Here is a 16,533-nt window from a genome sequence, read left to right as displayed (position 1 = left end):
TTAAGCCTTATTAGAAAAGATATATGAGTAAGAAAATTAGAAAGCCGATAAAAAAAGAGAAAGATTTCTCTGGGAAGATCCTAAAGATTTTATCGCAAAATGCTAATAAGCCATTCAATTACAAACAGATAGGAGCAAAGCTAGAACTTGATGATACAAAAAGCAGAAATCAGATTATAAAAGATCTAAAGATTCTGGCAGCTCAGAAGAAAATTATAGAAACAGAACCTGGAAAATATTTAGTAAAAGCAATTAGCCAGGATTACTACGAAGGAACAATAGATATGACGAGCAGAAAAACGGCATATTTTATTTGTGACGAGTTTGAGGAAGATGTTTTTATTCCGACCAATAATTTGAATCGTGCTTTAGACAAAGACAAAGTAAAAGTTTACGTTTATAACAGAAGAAAAGGAAAAAGACCTGAAGGTGAAGTAATTGAAGTTATAGAAAGAGATAAAACAGAGTTTGTAGGTGTAATTGATATGCAGCCAAATTTTGCGTTTGTTTCTACTGCAAATCCTAAAATGTATACCGATATTTTTATCCCTAAAGATAAAATTGGTGAAGCAGAAAACGGTGACGTTGTTTTAGTTAAGATTGAAGATTGGCCAAAAAGAGCCGATAGTCCGTTTGGATCTGTAATTCGAGTTTTAGGAAAACCTGGAGAACATAATACTGAGATTCATGCTATTTTGGCTGAATATGGTTTGCCAGCAGATTTTCCTGTTGAAGTAGAAGTGTTTGCACAAAAATTAGATACTTCAATTCAGGAATCTGAAATTGCAAAACGTCGTGATATGCGTGATACACTTACGTTTACGATTGACCCAAAAGATGCAAAAGATTTTGATGATGCCTTGTCTTTCAAAAAGTTAGAAAATGGAAATTTCGAAATCGGAATTCACATTGCCGATGTTTCGTATTATTTGGAAGAAGGAACAATCCTAGATGATGAAGCGTATCAGAGAGCCACTTCGGTTTATTTGGTAGATAGAGTAGTGCCAATGCTTCCAGAAGTGTTGTCTAACTTTGCTTGTTCACTTCGTCCAAACGAGGAGAAATATACATTCTCTGCTATATTTGAAGTTTCTCCAACAGCTCAGGTTATTAACCAATGGTTTGGAAGAACTGTAATTTATTCAGATCAGCGTTTTGCTTACGAAGAGGCTCAGCATATTATTGAAACAAAAGGAAATAATACCATTCCGGTAGATATTTCTATTACTGGAGAATCGTATGTGGTTTCAGATGAAATTGTTGAAGCTACTTTAAAACTTGATGAATTAGCTAAGATTTTGAGAAAGAAAAGAATGCAGCAAGGCGCTATTTCTTTTGATAAAGTTGAAGTGAAATTTAATCTTAATGAAGAAGGAGAACCAGAAGGAGTTTATTTCAAAATATCAAAAGATGCCAATCATTTGATTGAAGAATTTATGCTTTTGGCTAATAGAAAAGTGGCAGAATATATCGGAAAACAAAAGAAAACCTTTGTTTATCGTATTCACGACGAACCAAATGAAGATAAACTGATTGCGATGCAAACTGTAATTGCTAAGTTTGGTTATAAAATTGATTTTAGAACAAAAGGTGATATAGCAAAATCTATTAATGCTTTAATGGAAGAAGTAAACGGTAAGAAAGAACAAAATCTTATTGACACTCTTGCTATTAGAAGTATGAGTAAAGCCAAATATTCGACAGATAATATTGGACATTACGGTTTAGCTTTTGATTATTATAGCCACTTTACATCGCCAATTCGTCGTTATCCAGACGTTATGGTACACCGTTTGTTGCAGTATTATCTAGATGGAGGAGCTTCTGTAGACGAAGAAACTTATGAAACGAAATGTTTGCATTGTTCAAACATGGAAAACTTAGCAACAAATGCTGAGCGTGACAGTATCAAATACATGCAGGTTAAATACATGCAGGATCATCAAGACGAAGAGTTCCTTGGAGTTATTTCTGGTGTTACTGAATGGGGAATTTATGTTGAAATCGTTTCTAATAAATGCGAAGGAATGGTAAGAATCAGAGAAATAAAAGAAGATTACTATACTTTTGATGAAAGACAATATGCATTGGTTGGAGCAACTTCAAACCGTTTATTGCAATTGGGAGACGAAATTTATGTGAAAGTAAAAAATGCCGACTTAGTGAAAAAACAACTGGATTTTCATTTTTTAAGACGAGCAGAATAAATATTAATTTAAAAATAAAAGTATGAGAAAGCTAATTATAGGAGCAGCAATTTTATTTGTACAAATGTCTTTTGGTCAGGTTACCAAACAGTTGGGAGATTTTGATACCGTAAAAGTATTTGATAAATTAAGTGTAAAACTAGTTCAAGGATCTGAAAATAAAATTGTTATAAAAGGAACAAGAGAGGCAGAAGTTGAAGCTGTTAATAAAAATGGTATTTTGAAATTGAGAATGCCTTTTCCAAAACTTCTTTCAGGAAATGATCTTGATATAACTTTGTATTACAAACATATAGAATTGATTGATGTTAATGAAGGAGCAGAAGTGAAGAGTAGTGAAGCCATCAAAGCAACTTCTTTTAAAGTTAGTGCTCAAGAAGGCGGTATTATTAACGTAGATTTGGATGTTGATAAACTAAAAGTAAGTTCAGTTTCTGGAGGTAAAATTACATTAACGGGAAAAGCTGCAAATCAAGATGCAAGTTTAGGAGCTGGAGGATATTTACTAGCAAGTAAACTTAGCACGTCTCAGACTACTGTAAGCGTTTCTGCGGGAGGAAAAGCCGATGTTAATGCTTCTACCCTTGTCGATGCAAAAGTGAGCGCAGGAGGCTCTATTTACATTTATGGAAAACCAAAGCAAATAAACCAGAAAACAGTTTTTGGTGGTAAAATAGAAGAAGTAAAATAACAAGCCGTATTTTGATGATAAATGATATTCTGGCTGGACTCCCGTGGGGACTTGTTCTTAGCTTTATGGTTGGCCCAGTATTTTTTGTTTTATTAGAAACCAGCATTACAAAAGGATTTAGAGCTGCAATTGTTTTCGATTTAGGCGTAGTTTTAGGAGATATTTTCTTTATTGCTATTGCTTATCTTGGAAGTTATAGACTCATTTCCAGTTTAAAAGACGATCCAGCACTTTTTATTTTTGGAGGAATAATTATGCTTTCTTACGGTATTATTTCATTTGTAAAACTAAAGAAAGAAGAAAAAATAAACGATGAAGAAATCGATCGTGATATTCTAAAAAGAAACTATGGAAGTTTATTTGTGAAAGGCTTTTTATTGAACGTTATCAACATTGGAGTTCTTGGTTTTTGGCTTGCTGTTATTATTTCAGTAGGACCAAAGTTAGATATGCAGACTCCAAGAATGATGACATTTTTTACCGCTGTAATTATCACTTACTTATTAATTGATTGTGCTAAGATTTTATTAGCTAAACAGTTAAAATCAAAAATGACTCCGACTAATATTCTTAAAATCAAAAAGGGAATTAGCGTTGTTTTAATGGTTTTCGGGTTTGCTTTAGTAATTCAAGGCTGGTTTCCAAAAGAAAAGGAAATGGTTAAAAATGCCTTTGAAAGAATAGAGAAGAAGTAGTTGTTAATAACTCAAAATTATAAAATTAAACCTCTGAATTTCAGAGGTTTTTTTATGTTTATAACTGTTAGTCCAGAACTTTGTCAAAGTTTCAAACTTTGACAAAGTTGACAGCAGTTTGTCATTTCGACGAAGGAGAAATCTTCGCAAGTAACTCCGTGATGATTGTCCAATTTTTGTAGAGCTTCTTGTGGAGATTTCTCCTTCGTCGAAATGACAAGATTGTAGAAAATTAGACATAAAAAAAAGAGATACATTTCTGTATCTCTTTTAGAGGCATCGTCCGGATTCGAACCGGAGTAGGAGCTTTTGCAGAGCCCAGCCTAGCCGCTCGGCCACGACGCCATTACTTGAACGGTTGGCAAAAGTAACTAAAATCTTTAAATTTCAAAAGTTTCAAAGAAAGTATTTTAAAATTTTAGGATTTTAATTTTAAAAATTACTTTCTAATTTCCGTCATTTTTATAGTAACTGACTCAACATCACCACCAATAGGCGGATTTATTTTAGAAACCCAAACTGTAGTTTTTTCTACCATTTCTATCTCTGCTAGCACACGAATATTGATTCTTTTGGCCACATGTTCCAATAAATGTGAACGAATTGCCATTTCTTCAGCTACAATTTTATTCAAATGAACATAATCTACAGTGTCCAAAAGATGATCTGTTTCTGCTGATTTCTGTAAATTGGTTTTAATTTTTAAATCTACTTTGTAATCAGATCCAATTTTGCCTTCTTCAATTAAACATCCGTGGTAAGAAAAAGTACGGATATTTTTCAATTTTATAACTCCCATTTCTAAATTTAGTTTCAGGTTTTAAGTTTCAAGTTTAGAGTAAGTTTCCAAAGAAAACCATAAACCATAAACTATAAACTATAAACTTTTTTATCTTTGCTAAAATTACTATAAAATAATGGCATCAGAAGAGAAATCACTCAATTTTATTGAACAAATCATAGAGGAAGACGTAAAATCAGGTCTTTCAAATACTAAACTTCGCTTTCGTTTTCCACCAGAACCTAATGGTTATTTACACATTGGGCACGCGAGTTCTATTGCGTTAAATTTTGGTTTAGGAATTGATTATCAATCTCCTGTGAATTTACGTTTTGATGATACAAACCCTGAAAAAGAAGAACAGGAATTTGTTGATGCTATTAAAAAAGATGTGGAATGGTTAGGATATACTTGGGCTGAAGAATGTTATGCATCAGATTATTTCCAACAATTATACGATTGGGCAGTTTTCTTAATTAAGAAAGATAAAGCGTATGTTGACAGCCAATCTTCTGAAGAAATGGCGATCCAAAAAGGAACTCCAACTACTCCAGGAACTGACAGTCCATACAGAAATCGTTCTGTTGAAGAAAATTTAGATTTATTCGAAAGAATGAAAAACGGTGAATTTGAGGCTGGTACACATATTCTTCGTGCAAAAATTGACATGAAATCAACAAACATGTTAATGCGTGATCCAATTATGTATAGAATTTTACACAAACATCACCATAGAACTGGAGATGCTTGGAAAATCTATCCAATGTATGATTGGGCACACGGACAAAGTGATTATTTAGAGCAAATTTCTCATTCATTTTGTACACTAGAATTCTTACCTCACCGTGAATTATACGATTGGTTTTTAGATCAGATTTTAGATGAAAATAAACTGCGTCCAAAGCAAAGAGAATTTGCTAGACGTAACTTATCACATACTGTTGTTAGTAAAAGAAAATTACAGCAACTAGTTAAAGAAAAGCATGTTAACGGTTGGGATGATCCAAGAATGTCAACCATTTCTGGATTAAGAAGACGTGGTTACACAGCTGCTTCATTACGTAATTTTGCTAACACAATTGGTATTGCAAAACGTGATAATTTGATCAATGTATCGGTTTTAGAATTCTGTATTCGTGAAGATTTGAATAAAATTGCACCTCGTGTAATGGCTGTTTTAGATCCTGTAAAACTGGTAATTACCAATTACCCAGAAGGAAAAGAAGAGTGGTTAGAAGCTGAAAATAATCAAGAAGATGAAAGTGCTGGTTTCAGAAAAGTACCTTTTTCTCGTGAATTATACATTGAAAGAGAAGACTTTTTAGAAGAAGCTCCAGCTAAGTTTTTCCGTTTGACTTTAGGAAAAGAAGTTCGTCTTAAAAATGCTTATATCATTAAAGGTGAATCTGTTATAAAAGATGAAAATGGAAATATTACAGAAATTCATGTTACTTATGATACTGATTCTTTAAGCGGAAGCGGGACAGAAGCAAGCCAAAGAAAAGTATCTGGAACATTACATTGGGTTTCTATCAAACATGCTTTGGAAGCAGAAGTTCGTTTGTACGATCGTTTGTTTACAGATGAAGCTCCGGACAGTTATAAAGAGAAAAACTTCTTAGATTTTGTGAATCCAAATTCATTAGAAATTGTAACTGGATTTGTTGAACCAAGTTTATCAACAGCTCAAAATGAAGATAAATTTCAGTTTCAACGTTTAGGATATTTTACTGTTGATAAAGACTCAACTCCTTCAAAATTAGTATTTAACAAGACTGTTGGATTGAAAGATGCTTGGGAAGAAAAAGGTAAAAAAGAAGAAAACAGCATTAATAATTCTTTGAAAGATATCAACAAATACTTTAAAGTTGAAACTAAAGCTGAAAGAATTGCAATTGAAAGTGCGATAGGAGAGAACATCAAAAACATCTCTACTTTTTCTCTTTTACAGAATTCTTTAAAGAAGAATATCAACAATAATAAGGCTTCGCTGTTATTTTCTCAGTTTATTTTGAAATATTCAAACTGGAAATCAACAGATTTTGAAGAAGAAGATATTAAAAAATTATATTCAATGTCTCTAAAAAGTGAATCTACTTATGTTAGATCAAAAGCACTTTTGAATTTAAGAGATATTGAAAGTGAAGATTTGAGAAATCAGTTTTCAGACGAAATTTTGAAATTATATTCAAATCCACCAAAAAATGCTTCAGAAAGAGAAATTGAAATTCTTTCTGAAATGGTGAAGAAGTAATATCAACTTAATTTATGAAAAGCGCTTTTATAAGCGCTTTTTTTTATTATATAGATTAGCTATTATATTTTTAAAATTTATAGTTTTTATAGATTAAAAGTAGCTTTCATAAATTGATTTTAATAGAAAATAAAAATATATTGGATAAGGAATTCATTTTTTTAATTTTCGTCTGTTTGGAAGCTTTATTTTGATTTTAGTCTTTTTTTGCTCCCCATTTTTCCATTAAACTTTATTTTATAGTTTATATTGATGTAGTTTATATTTTTAATTACGTATGTTTATTATTTATAAAATCTATTATTTTTATATTTTTAATTTATTTTATAGATAAAAATTGACTTTCATAAATTATATTTAAGATAATATAAAAAATAGTCGAATAGAGAAGACCTTTTTTTGTTTTTCGTTTCTTAAAACTCTTTATTTTTATTTTTTACTTTTTTAGTTCTATTTTTCTTCTCAAAAAACTGAAATTAAGGTTTTTTCTTATTTTTTTAATTTTTAGCTTCATTTTTTGTAATTATAAATTTTGATTATTATGATATCTTAAAATTTAGATTATAATTATTATTTAGAAAACTGACTGTAGAATTTAAAACGATAGTTTTTTATTATTTTTTTTGCCTTTGATTTTTATATTGTAGTTATAAGTTTTTATTATTGCTTTTAAAAAACTTTAGTTTTTAATTATTATTTATAAAAATGATTAAAAATACTTAAATAATAGTTTTTATAGATTAATTTTAACCTTCATAAATTGATTTTAAGACGTTTTTTATAGTAGATCGATAAATAACTCGTTTTTTGAATTATTGTTTATTTACGGTCTTTATTTTAGTTTTTACTGTTATTTTAGTCAGTTTAACGGGTTGTTAACACACAATTGTTTATAAAACTGCTATTTTTAACTCAATACCAAAAGTCAGAGATGATTTTTGTAAAAAATTAAAATTTGCCGAAAAGAATCTAAGTTGAAATTTATTGTTTTTAGAAACTCGTAATTTTTATAATAATAGATTTTCAAAACTGATTTCCTAAGAAGACAATTTTATGTTCTCATTTTTATTATGATATAGATTTGATAATATTTCCCGTAAAAGATATTTTTTCAAATAGTGTCATAATGTACAAAATTCCATAATGTTGAATTTGAGTGAAAGTTTAGTTTTTAAATTTCAGGTCTGACAATTTTTAATTTAAATCTAATTTATCATGAAAATTTTATATTTTACACTAGCATTATTATTTGCAAATGTTGCAATTTCACAAACACATCAAATTACAAAACACAACGGTGAACAACTTGATGTAAATTTTATTAAAAACGAAAATGGTTTTGTTTATTATTCTTTAAATGGAAGTTCTGAAGAAATCAAAATTAGTAAATATGCTGTTTCATCTATTACAAATAAAGAAACAAAACAAACTCAAAAAGTTTCAGATAAAATAGTAGTTGATTCAAAAGATGATTACAAAATGGTAACTGTTCTTCCGCAGGACAAAACAATAGGACTGAAACAGGCAGCTAGTTTTACAGGAGTCTCAACAAGGACAAAAGGTGAACCGCCAATTGCAAATCAGAACCAGACTGCTATGAGAATCAAATCTAAATCAGCTTCAAATGGTTACCCATTTGTTAGCATTGTTGAAAAAGCAGATGGTAAGTATGAAGCTGTAGCTTATGTGTATTAATAATAGTGTTAATTTTTTATAAATTCCAAACAATCAAAGTTTTATCATTTTAAAAATGAGTATCTTTATTAATAATTTAAAATTGTAACTATCATGTCTAAAAATTTAAATACAGCAGCAGCAATTTTAGCTGCAGCAGCTGCAGGAGCAGCCATCGGAATTTTATTTGCACCTGATAAAGGATCTAAAACTCGAGCAAAAATTAAAGAAGGTTTAGATGATGCAAAACATAATTTGAAAGATTCATTTGATGCAAGTTCAGAGGTTTTACGTGAGAAGTTTGCTCATGCAAAGAAAAACTTAGACGGAACATATGAAGATTTACTTTCAAATATGAGTTACAAAACAGAAGAAGTGATCACTTTTTTAGAAAGTAAACTTGCTGAGCTAAAAGCGAATAACGCTAAACTTCAGAAATAATATTTTTATAAAGCACATTACTTGCTTATTTTTATAAGAAAGTTTTGTGCTTTTTTTTATCTAAAATTTTAATTATGGCTTTTGAAGAATTAAAAGAAAACACTGAAAAAGTTCAAGATCAGGCTAAAGAATATATTGATAGTCATTTAGCTTATTACAAACTTTGGGGTTTTAAGGTTGCAATGAAATCTACAACTTTAATCTTTAAGTTTACTTTGATTTTATTGTGTTTTAGTATGGTAATGATTTTTGGATCTTTTGCCGCAGCGTATGCTTTTGGTTCTTTGTTTGAAAGTAATGCTCTCGGATTTTTGACAGTAGGAGGAATCTATTTGGTAATAACTATTTTGCTTTTCTTTATAAAAGACAAATTTGTTGAAGGACCAATCTTGGAGAAATTTTCAGAAATCTTTTTTAATGATTAATTATGGAAAGAAAAAAATACTCTTCGTATGCTGAGATTGAAAGAGATCTAGAAATTTTGAAATTGGAAAAAGAAATCAATTATCAGAAATTGGTTTTAAGTTTTCAGAAAACTAAGGAAAGTATCACTCCGCAAAATATTGTAAATGGTTTCATTTCATCTTACACAGATTACTTTTCAAATTCTTATGTAAAAATTATCCAGACCATTTTACCGTATGTAATAGGTTGGTTCATAAATAGAAAAAGAGGCGATTAAGCCTCTTTATTATTTTTTAATTATTGTTGAACATCTGGTTGAACATCATCTTCGTAGCCAGATTGTCTGTGAGTTGGTTTTGGTTTTTCAATTTTCTTGTTTCCTTTTTTCATCATTTCGCCAACTTGGTTAGAAGCTGTAAATGAAGCAACCATGTTATTCAACATGTCACTTCCAGCTTGTGGAGAATTTGGAAGAAGAATTAAGTTTGAGTTTGTATCAGAACCGATAGACTGTAAAGTATCATAGTGTTGAGTAACTACAATTAGAGCAGAAGCTTCTTGTGAATTGATTCCAACTTGGTTCAAAACTTCAACACTTTCTACAAGACCTCTTGCAATTTCGCGACGTTGGTCTGCAATACCTTGTCCTTGTAAACGTTTACTTTCTGCTTCAGCTTTTGCTTTTGCAACGATTCTAATTCTTGAACTTTCTGCTTCAAATTCAGCAGCGGTTTTTTCTCTGTCAGCTGCGTTGATTCTGTTCATTGCATTTTTTACCTGGATGTCTGGATCAATATCGGTAACCAAAGTATTGATGATATCATATCCGTAAGTAGACATTGCCTCGTTCAATTCACGTTTTACTGCAACTGCAATATCATCTTTTCTTTCAAAAACATCATCCAATTTTAGTTTAGGAACTTCAGCACGAACTACATCAAAAACATAAGAAGTAATCTGATCATGCGGATATTCTAATTTATAGAATGCTTCGTAAACTTTATCTTGAATCACTTTGAACTGAACTGAAACTTTCATCTTGATGAAAACGTTGTCTCTAGTTTTAGTTTCGATGATAACATCTAGTTGCTGAATTTTAAGATTTACTCTTCCGGCCAATCTATCAACCATCGGAATTTTAAGTTGTAATCCTGAATTTCTAACACTTTGAAATTTTCCAAAACGTTCGATAATTACAGAAGATTGCTGTTTTACAGTAAAGAAAGACGACATGAAAATGAAGAATGCCAATACTAAAAAGATAATAAATGCTGTACTCATGGTTATTTAGTTTAATTTATGAATTTCGGTAAATTACGAAAATTCTTCTAAAAAGGAATGATCAAACATTAAAAAAACGCTAAGAACATTTTGTAGATGTTTCTTAGCGTTCCTATTTTTTTAAACCATTAAAGGCATTAAGATAATTAAGTCAAAACTTTGTCAAGACAATTAAGCTTTATGAACTTAAAAAACTTTAATTTTTTACCATTAAGTTGAGCTTAATTTTCTTAATATCTTAATGGTAAAAATTTTTATAATGTTGAAATTGCTTTCTGAATTCTAGAAATAGTTTCTTCTTTTCCAATAATTTCAACAATGTCAAATAGGTGAGGACCTTTAAGCGCTCCAACCAAACTTAGACGGAAAGGTTGCATAACCTTACCCATTCCGATTTCGTTTTTGGTTAACCAATCTTTTACGATTGCTTCAATATTTGCAGAAGTAAAATCTTCAATATTTTCTAAAACAGAAATCAGTTCCTGCATCAAAGTTGGAGTTTCTTCTTTCCAGTTTTTACTTGCTTTTTCATCGTATGATGTTGGAGCCTGGAAAAAGAAATCTGTCAGATCCCAAAATTCTGAAACAAAGTTTGCTCTTTCTTTAATCAAGGAAACAATTCTTGTTAGATCATATTTAGAAATATCAATGCCTTTTTCTTCTAAAATAAGAGAGAAGGTTTTTGCTAAATCTGCATCATTTTGTTTTATTAAATATTGGTGGTTGAACCATTTGTTTTTCTCAGGATCAAATTTTGCTCCAGCTTTATGAACTCTGTTTAAGTCAAAAGATTCAGCTAATTCTTCTAAAGAAAATAATTCTTTATCAGTTCCATCATTCCATCCTAAAAGAGCAAGGAAGTTTACAACTGCTTCTGGAAAAAATCCTTTTTCTCTGTAACCAGATGAAACACCTTCTTCAGTTTTCCATTCTAAAGGAAATACTGGGAATCCCATTTTGTCTCCATCTCTTTTAGATAATTTTCCATTTCCAATTGGTTTTAAAATCAGAGGTAAATGAGCAAATTCTGGAGCTTCCCAACCAAATGCTTTGTATAATAAAACGTGAAGTGGCATAGATGGCAACCATTCTTCTCCACGAATTACATGTGAAGTTTCCATCAAATGATCATCAACAATATTGGCTAAATGGTACGTTGGCATTCCGTCACTTTTGAATAAAACTTTATCATCCAAAAGATTTGTTTCAAACTTAACATCACCACGAATGATATCTTTCAAATGTAATGTTTCATCAACCGGAGTTTTAAAACGAATTACATAATGCTCGCCATTTGCAATTCTTTTAGAAACTTCATCAGCAGAAATTACTAGAGAAGTATCTAACTTTTCGCGATTGTGGTGATTGTAAATAAATGTTTTTCCTTCAGCTTCGTGTTGTTTTCTATGTGCATCCAAAGCTTCAGGAGTATCAAAAGCATAATATGCCCAACCAGAATTGATCAACTTATCGGCATATTGCTGGTATAAATCTTTACGTTCGCTTTGTCTGTATGGACCAAATTTTTCATTTTTCCCAACCGTTTCTTCAGGAGCAATTCCTAACCATTCAAGAGCTTCCATAATGTAAGCCTCTGCACCAGGAACAAAACGAGTCTGATCTGTATCTTCAATTCTCAGATAAAAAACACCGTTATGTTTCTTTGCAAATAAATAATTAAATAGGGCAGTACGAACTCCGCCAATATGTAACGGTCCAGTCGGACTTGGTGCAAAACGCACACGAACTTGCTTTGACATTTGTTTAAAATTTTGTTGCAAAGATACGATATTAGTCAAAAGCCAAAAGTCGAAAGTCTGAAAGGTTTTTAGCTGTGTGCTAAACTTTTGACTTTCGATTTTTGACTTTCAGACTTATTGTTATAATTACTACTTTTATGGGTTATAATTAAAACAGATTTATTTTGAAAACATCATCTGCAATATATCAAAAGTTAGAGGCTTTCATTAAGAAATATTATACCAATGAACTGATAAAAGGGATATTACTTTTTACTGGTTTCGGTTTATTATATTTTTTGTTTACGCTTTTTGTAGAGTACTTTCTTTGGCTAAAACCTTTGGGAAGAACTTTTTTATTTTGGTTATTTGTTGGAGTTGAAGTTTTCCTTTTAGTCCGTTTAATTATTTTTCCGTTGTTTAAATTATTTAAGCTTCAAAAAGGAATTGATTATACTCAAGCTTCAAAAATTATTGGAAATCATTTCACAGAAGTGAGCGATAAGCTGACTAACTTTTTGCAATTGTCTTCTGAAAATAATGCTGAAAGTTCAGAATTGGTTTTAGCTTCAATTGAGCAAAAAGCAAATTCTTTACAACCAATTCCTTTTGGAAATGCAATCAATTTTAAAGCTAACAAAAAGTATTTACCATTAGCTTTAGTTCCAATTTTGCTTTTTGCTGTGTTTTATATTTCAGGAAATAGTAATATTATTTCTCAAAGTTTGAATAGAGTAGTGCATTTCAATTCTGCTTTTTTACCACCAGCTCCTTTTAAGTTTGTGGTTTTAAATTCGAATTTGCAAGCTGAACAAAATAAAGATTTTGTTATCAAAATGGAATCTGTTGGAAATGTAGTTCCGGAAAATGTGATGATTCATATTGGTGATGAAAGTTACTTTATGGAATCTTCTCAACCTGGAAAGTTTGAATTTAAAATTGAAAAACCAGCACAAGATATTCAATTTTCTTTTGAAGGAAATTCAGTTGTTTCAGAAGAATACGAATTGAAAGTAATCACAGTTCCGTCAATTGCAAACTTCGAAATGGTTTTAAATTTTCCTTCTTATCTAAAGAAAAAATCAGAGACAATTCAAGGAACAGGTAATGCAATTGTACCAGAAGGAACAACGGTAACTTGGAAAATGAATACTAAATCTACACAAGAAATTGAATGGAAAAGAGAGAAAGAAGTATTTAAGTTCATTAAGGTTGAAAATGACTTTAAATTGAGTAAAAATATTAGTCAAAATACAGAATATCAGATTCTTACGTCAAATGATAAGGTGAAAAACTACGAAAAACTAGATTATCAGCTTTCTGTTATCAAAGATCAGTTTCCAACTATCAATGTTGGTCCTGCACCTGATAGTTTGAAGCTAGATAAGAACTATATTCTAGGAAGATTGGGTGATGATTACGGACTTTCAAAATTACAAATTGTATACTATGAACGTAATAAACCACAGTCTGCTAAGCGTGGAAACATTCCTGTTAAGACTGGAGTATTTGATCAGTTTGTTTTTAATTTTCCAAGTAACCTTCCGGTAGAAGAAGGAGTTTCATACGAGTACTACTTTGAGGTTTTTGATAACGATGCACCACACGGATTTAAGTCTACAAAGTCTTCTACATTTTCAGATCGTGTAGCTACAACAGATGAAATTCAAGATCAGGAATTACAACAGCAGAATAATAATATCAATAGTTTATCTAAATCTTTAAAGAACCAAACAAAGCAGATTTCAGAAATGGATAAGCTTCAGAATACAGGAAAAGAGAAAGATAATTTAGAATTTAAAGATCAGCAGAAGATCAATGATTTTATCAAACGTCAGAAACAGCAAGACGAAATGATGAAGCAATTTTCTGAAAAGATGAATCAGAACTTGGATAAATTTAAGGATGATAAAAAAGATAAAACTGCTGAAGATTTACAAAAGCGTTTAGATAATGCACAGAAAGATTTAGAAAAGAATCAGAAATTATTAGACGAGTTGAAGAACTTAAACGATAAATTAAACAGTGAAGAGCTGTTTGATAAGATGGAAAAGTTCAAGCAAATTAGTAAAAACCAATCTCGTAATTTAGAGCAATTGGTTGAGTTGACCAAGCGTTTTTATGTTTCTAAGAAAGCTGAACAGGTTGCTGAGAAACTAAATAAACTGTCAGAACAACAGGAACAGTTATCAAATAAAGAGAAAGAAAATACGAAAGATAAACAGGATGAAATCAATAAATCTTTTGATAAAATTCAGGAAGATTTAAAAGACTTGAAAGAAGAAAATAAGACTTTAAAGAAACCTTTAGATATTCCGTCTGATGCTTCTAAAGAGAAAGATGTAGACAATGATCTTAATAAAGCTTCTGAAGAATTGAGTAAAAAGAACACTTCTGGAGCAAAGCCAAAACAAAAAAGTGCTGCAAAGAAAATGAAGTCGATGGCTCAAGAAATGCAGAGTGAAATGGAAGGTGGAGAACAAGAACAATTAGAAGAAGATGTAGCAATGCTTCGTCAGATTCTGGATAATCTTTTAGCTTATTCTTTATCACAAGAAGATGTGATGAAGCAGTTCAAAGCAATGAAATTGGGTTCTTCTGCATTTACAAAAAATATCAAGATTCAGCAGAATTTGAAACAGCAGTTTAGACATGTAGATGATAGTTTGTTTGCACTTTCATTACGTAATCCGAAAGTAGCAGAAGACGTTACTAAAGAAATTGGAAACGTTCAATACAACATGGACAAGGCAATTGAAACTTTAACTGATGTACAGATTCCAAGAGGAGTCTCACACCAACAATATGCGGTTTCATCTGCCAATAAGTTAGCTGATTTCTTGAGTGATTTATTAAATAATATGCAGATGTCTATGTCTAAACCGGGATCGGGGAAACCTAAACCAGGAGATGGACAAGGAATGCAATTGCCAGATATTATTCAGAAACAAAAAGGACTTGCTGATAAGATGAAAGATGGTATGAAACCTGGACAGCAATCTGGTGATAAACCGGGAGAAGGAAAAGACGGAAAGTCTGGACAAGGACAAAATGGTCAAGGTAAAGATGGTCAGGGTAAAGAAGGACAAGGTAACAAAAGTGGAGATAAGGGTTCTTCAGGTAAAGATGGAAAGAATGGAAAAGGAGAGAAGAACGGTAATGAAGGAGAAGATGGAGAAGGAGATGCTGAAGCTATCATGGAGATTTACAAAGAGCAAGTTAAACTTCGTGAAGCTCTTCAAAAAGAATTAGCAAAGAAAGGTTTAGACTCTCAAGGTAAATCTGTAATAGACCAAATGAAACAATCTGAAAAGCAGATTTTGAACAAAGGATTTAAGAATGAGAACTTGCAACGTATACTAAATATCCAACAAGAATTATGGAAATTAAACAATGCAGTTCAGCAACAAGGTCAAGATACACAAAGACAATCTGAAACTAATAAGGCTGAATTTACTAATCGTTCAAATGCTTTGCCAAGTTCATTATTGGAATATTTAAACAGTGTAGAGATATTAAACAGACAATCACTACCTTTGCGCTCGAATTTTAATCAAAAAGTTCAAGAATACTTTAATACAAAATGATAAATTTTAATTACGAAACAGATTTTACTTTAGGAGACGAGCAGGCTTTTAGTGACTGGCTTAGTGCTGTAATTGTTTCTGAAAACAAGAACGAAGGAGAAATCAATTATATATTTTGTGATGATGAGTATCTTCATAAAATCAATGTAGAATATTTAGATCACGACACTTTAACTGATATAATTAGTTTTGATTATTCAGTTGGTAACGAGTTAAATGGAGATATTTTTGTTTCTGTAGAACGGGTTGCAGATAATGCAAAAGATTTCAATGTTTCATTTGTTGAAGAACTTAAGAGAGTACTATCTCATGGTATACTACATTACTGTGGATACAAAGATAAGTCAGACGAAGAAGCTCAATTAATGAGACAGAAGGAAGAAGAGAAAATGAAGATGTTTCACGTGGAACAGTAATTAAACATCTTTTAAATCTATATGTTCCACGTGAAACGTTTTGATTTTTTAAATTTTCACAGCGTTCCACGTGAAACATATTTAAATAAAATAATAGAATTTACAGCGTTCCACGTGGAATGTTAAAGTAAAGAATTTGAATAAAATATTAAATCGTTCCACGTGGAACGATTTTTTAAGTTTGAATTTAAAGGAAAATAAAACAAGATGTTTCACGTGGAACATGATTTTAAAATGTTCTTTGGAAGTTTATAATGGAAGTTTAAAAATGTTTCACGTGAAACATTTTAATTCGGAAGTTCTGATTTGAAAGTTCTGATTTGAAAGTTCTGATTTGAGAGTTCTGATTTGAGAGTTCTGAT

Annotated in this window: 13 protein-coding genes and 1 tRNA gene; 10 read left to right on the top strand and 4 right to left on the bottom strand. The window is 30.9% G+C overall.

Going from position 1 to position 16,533, the window contains the following annotated elements:
- Nucleotides 1-23 precede the first annotated feature (23 nt).
- The 3 genes from rnr to DMA14_RS02575 are packed head-to-tail and all read left to right on the top strand — an operon-like array spanning nucleotide 24 to nucleotide 3,593.
- The gene (gene rnr, locus DMA14_RS02585) at nucleotides 24-2,207 is read left to right on the top strand and encodes a ribonuclease R (RefSeq protein ID WP_111422893.1); all 2,184 of its coding nucleotides are present in this window, start codon (nucleotides 24-26) and stop codon (nucleotides 2,205-2,207) included.
- A gap of 22 nt (nucleotides 2,208-2,229) precedes the next feature.
- Complete coding sequence (locus DMA14_RS02580) at nucleotides 2,230-2,898, top strand: head GIN domain-containing protein (RefSeq protein ID WP_111422892.1); 669 nt, start codon at nucleotides 2,230-2,232, stop codon at nucleotides 2,896-2,898.
- A gap of 14 nt (nucleotides 2,899-2,912) precedes the next feature.
- Nucleotides 2,913-3,593: a LysE family translocator gene (locus DMA14_RS02575; protein ID WP_111378732.1), complete on the top strand. Its 681-nt coding sequence runs from the start codon at nucleotides 2,913-2,915 to the stop codon at nucleotides 3,591-3,593.
- A gap of 274 nt (nucleotides 3,594-3,867) precedes the next feature.
- Here DMA14_RS02575 and DMA14_RS22705 read toward each other — a convergent pair.
- Both DMA14_RS22705 and folB read right to left on the bottom strand, forming a co-directional pair.
- A tRNA-Cys gene (locus tag DMA14_RS22705) sits at nucleotides 3,868-3,938 on the bottom strand.
- A gap of 94 nt (nucleotides 3,939-4,032) precedes the next feature.
- Nucleotides 4,033-4,392 carry a dihydroneopterin aldolase gene (gene folB / locus DMA14_RS02570; protein ID WP_111422890.1) on the bottom strand — a complete coding sequence of 120 codons (360 nt, stop codon included), beginning with the start codon at nucleotides 4,390-4,392 and terminating at the stop codon, nucleotides 4,033-4,035.
- A gap of 118 nt (nucleotides 4,393-4,510) precedes the next feature.
- Between folB and DMA14_RS02565 the strand changes: the two genes are divergently transcribed.
- The 5 genes from DMA14_RS02565 to DMA14_RS02545 all read left to right on the top strand — a co-directional run bounded on the left by DMA14_RS02565 (nucleotide 4,511) and on the right by DMA14_RS02545 (nucleotide 9,425).
- On the top strand, nucleotides 4,511-6,628 hold the full coding sequence (locus DMA14_RS02565; protein ID WP_111422889.1) for a glutamine--tRNA ligase/YqeY domain fusion protein: 2,118 nt from the start codon (nucleotides 4,511-4,513) through the stop codon (nucleotides 6,626-6,628).
- Nucleotides 6,629-7,843: 1,215 nt separating this feature from the next.
- Nucleotides 7,844-8,323 (top strand): hypothetical protein, encoded by a 480-nt coding sequence (locus DMA14_RS02560; protein ID WP_111422887.1) that lies wholly within the window; start codon nucleotides 7,844-7,846, stop codon nucleotides 8,321-8,323.
- 93 nt (nucleotides 8,324-8,416) lie between these two features.
- Nucleotides 8,417-8,743: a YtxH domain-containing protein gene (locus DMA14_RS02555; RefSeq protein WP_111422885.1), complete on the top strand. Its 327-nt coding sequence runs from the start codon at nucleotides 8,417-8,419 to the stop codon at nucleotides 8,741-8,743.
- Nucleotides 8,744-8,817: 74 nt separating this feature from the next.
- The gene (locus DMA14_RS02550) at nucleotides 8,818-9,168 is read left to right on the top strand and encodes a competence protein (protein WP_111422884.1); all 351 of its coding nucleotides are present in this window, start codon (nucleotides 8,818-8,820) and stop codon (nucleotides 9,166-9,168) included.
- 2 nt (nucleotides 9,169-9,170) lie between these two features.
- A complete protein-coding gene (locus DMA14_RS02545; RefSeq protein ID WP_111378724.1) occupies nucleotides 9,171-9,425 on the top strand; it encodes a DUF6327 family protein in 255 nt (84 codons plus the stop codon).
- A 20-nt stretch (nucleotides 9,426-9,445) separates the two neighbouring features.
- On the opposite strand, the gene DMA14_RS02540 is transcribed toward DMA14_RS02545, so the two are convergent.
- Nucleotides 9,446-10,429 (bottom strand): SPFH domain-containing protein, encoded by a 984-nt coding sequence (locus DMA14_RS02540; RefSeq protein WP_111378723.1) that lies wholly within the window; start codon nucleotides 10,427-10,429, stop codon nucleotides 9,446-9,448.
- A gap of 254 nt (nucleotides 10,430-10,683) precedes the next feature.
- The gene (gltX, locus tag DMA14_RS02535) at nucleotides 10,684-12,189 is read right to left on the bottom strand and encodes a glutamate--tRNA ligase (protein WP_111422882.1); all 1,506 of its coding nucleotides are present in this window, start codon (nucleotides 12,187-12,189) and stop codon (nucleotides 10,684-10,686) included.
- Nucleotides 12,190-12,353: 164 nt separating this feature from the next.
- Here gltX and DMA14_RS02530 point away from each other — a divergent pair, with 164 nt between their 5' ends.
- Together DMA14_RS02530 and ybeY are read left to right on the top strand one after the other, a co-directional pair.
- Nucleotides 12,354-15,755, top strand: coding sequence for a collagen-like domain-containing protein (locus DMA14_RS02530; protein WP_111422880.1), 3,402 nt, complete (start codon nucleotides 12,354-12,356; stop codon nucleotides 15,753-15,755).
- A complete protein-coding gene (gene ybeY / locus DMA14_RS02525; protein ID WP_111422878.1) occupies nucleotides 15,752-16,171 on the top strand; it encodes an rRNA maturation RNase YbeY in 420 nt (139 codons plus the stop codon). The genes DMA14_RS02530 and ybeY overlap by 4 nt, the downstream gene beginning before the upstream one ends.
- Nucleotides 16,172-16,533: the final 362 nt, after the last annotated feature.

Origin of the sequence: Flavobacterium sharifuzzamanii (assembly GCF_003254585.1) — a bacterium.
Taxonomy (GTDB): domain Bacteria; phylum Bacteroidota; class Bacteroidia; order Flavobacteriales; family Flavobacteriaceae; genus Flavobacterium; species Flavobacterium sharifuzzamanii.
Note: the sequence above shows the minus strand (reverse complement) of the source record. Positions and strands in the feature narration are given on the sequence as shown.

Bases quoted from the DNA above. Each gene is read 5' to 3' on its own strand.
- rnr (WP_111422893.1), top strand. From the start codon at position 24: ATGAGTAAGAAAATTAGAAAGCCGATAAAAAAAGAGAAAGATTTCTCT.
- DMA14_RS02580 (WP_111422892.1), top strand. From the start codon at position 2,230: ATGAGAAAGCTAATTATAGGAGCAGCAATTTTATTTGTACAAATGTCT.
- DMA14_RS02575 (WP_111378732.1), top strand. From the start codon at position 2,913: ATGATAAATGATATTCTGGCTGGACTCCCGTGGGGACTTGTTCTTAGC.
- folB (WP_111422890.1), bottom strand. From the start codon at position 4,392: ATGGGAGTTATAAAATTGAAAAATATCCGTACTTTTTCTTACCACGGA.
- DMA14_RS02565 (WP_111422889.1), top strand. From the start codon at position 4,511: ATGGCATCAGAAGAGAAATCACTCAATTTTATTGAACAAATCATAGAG.
- DMA14_RS02560 (WP_111422887.1), top strand. From the start codon at position 7,844: ATGAAAATTTTATATTTTACACTAGCATTATTATTTGCAAATGTTGCA.
- DMA14_RS02555 (WP_111422885.1), top strand. From the start codon at position 8,417: ATGTCTAAAAATTTAAATACAGCAGCAGCAATTTTAGCTGCAGCAGCT.
- DMA14_RS02550 (WP_111422884.1), top strand. From the start codon at position 8,818: ATGGCTTTTGAAGAATTAAAAGAAAACACTGAAAAAGTTCAAGATCAG.
- DMA14_RS02545 (WP_111378724.1), top strand. From the start codon at position 9,171: ATGGAAAGAAAAAAATACTCTTCGTATGCTGAGATTGAAAGAGATCTA.
- DMA14_RS02540 (WP_111378723.1), bottom strand. From the start codon at position 10,429: ATGAGTACAGCATTTATTATCTTTTTAGTATTGGCATTCTTCATTTTC.
- gltX (WP_111422882.1), bottom strand. From the start codon at position 12,189: ATGTCAAAGCAAGTTCGTGTGCGTTTTGCACCAAGTCCGACTGGACCG.
- ybeY (WP_111422878.1), top strand. From the start codon at position 15,752: ATGATAAATTTTAATTACGAAACAGATTTTACTTTAGGAGACGAGCAG.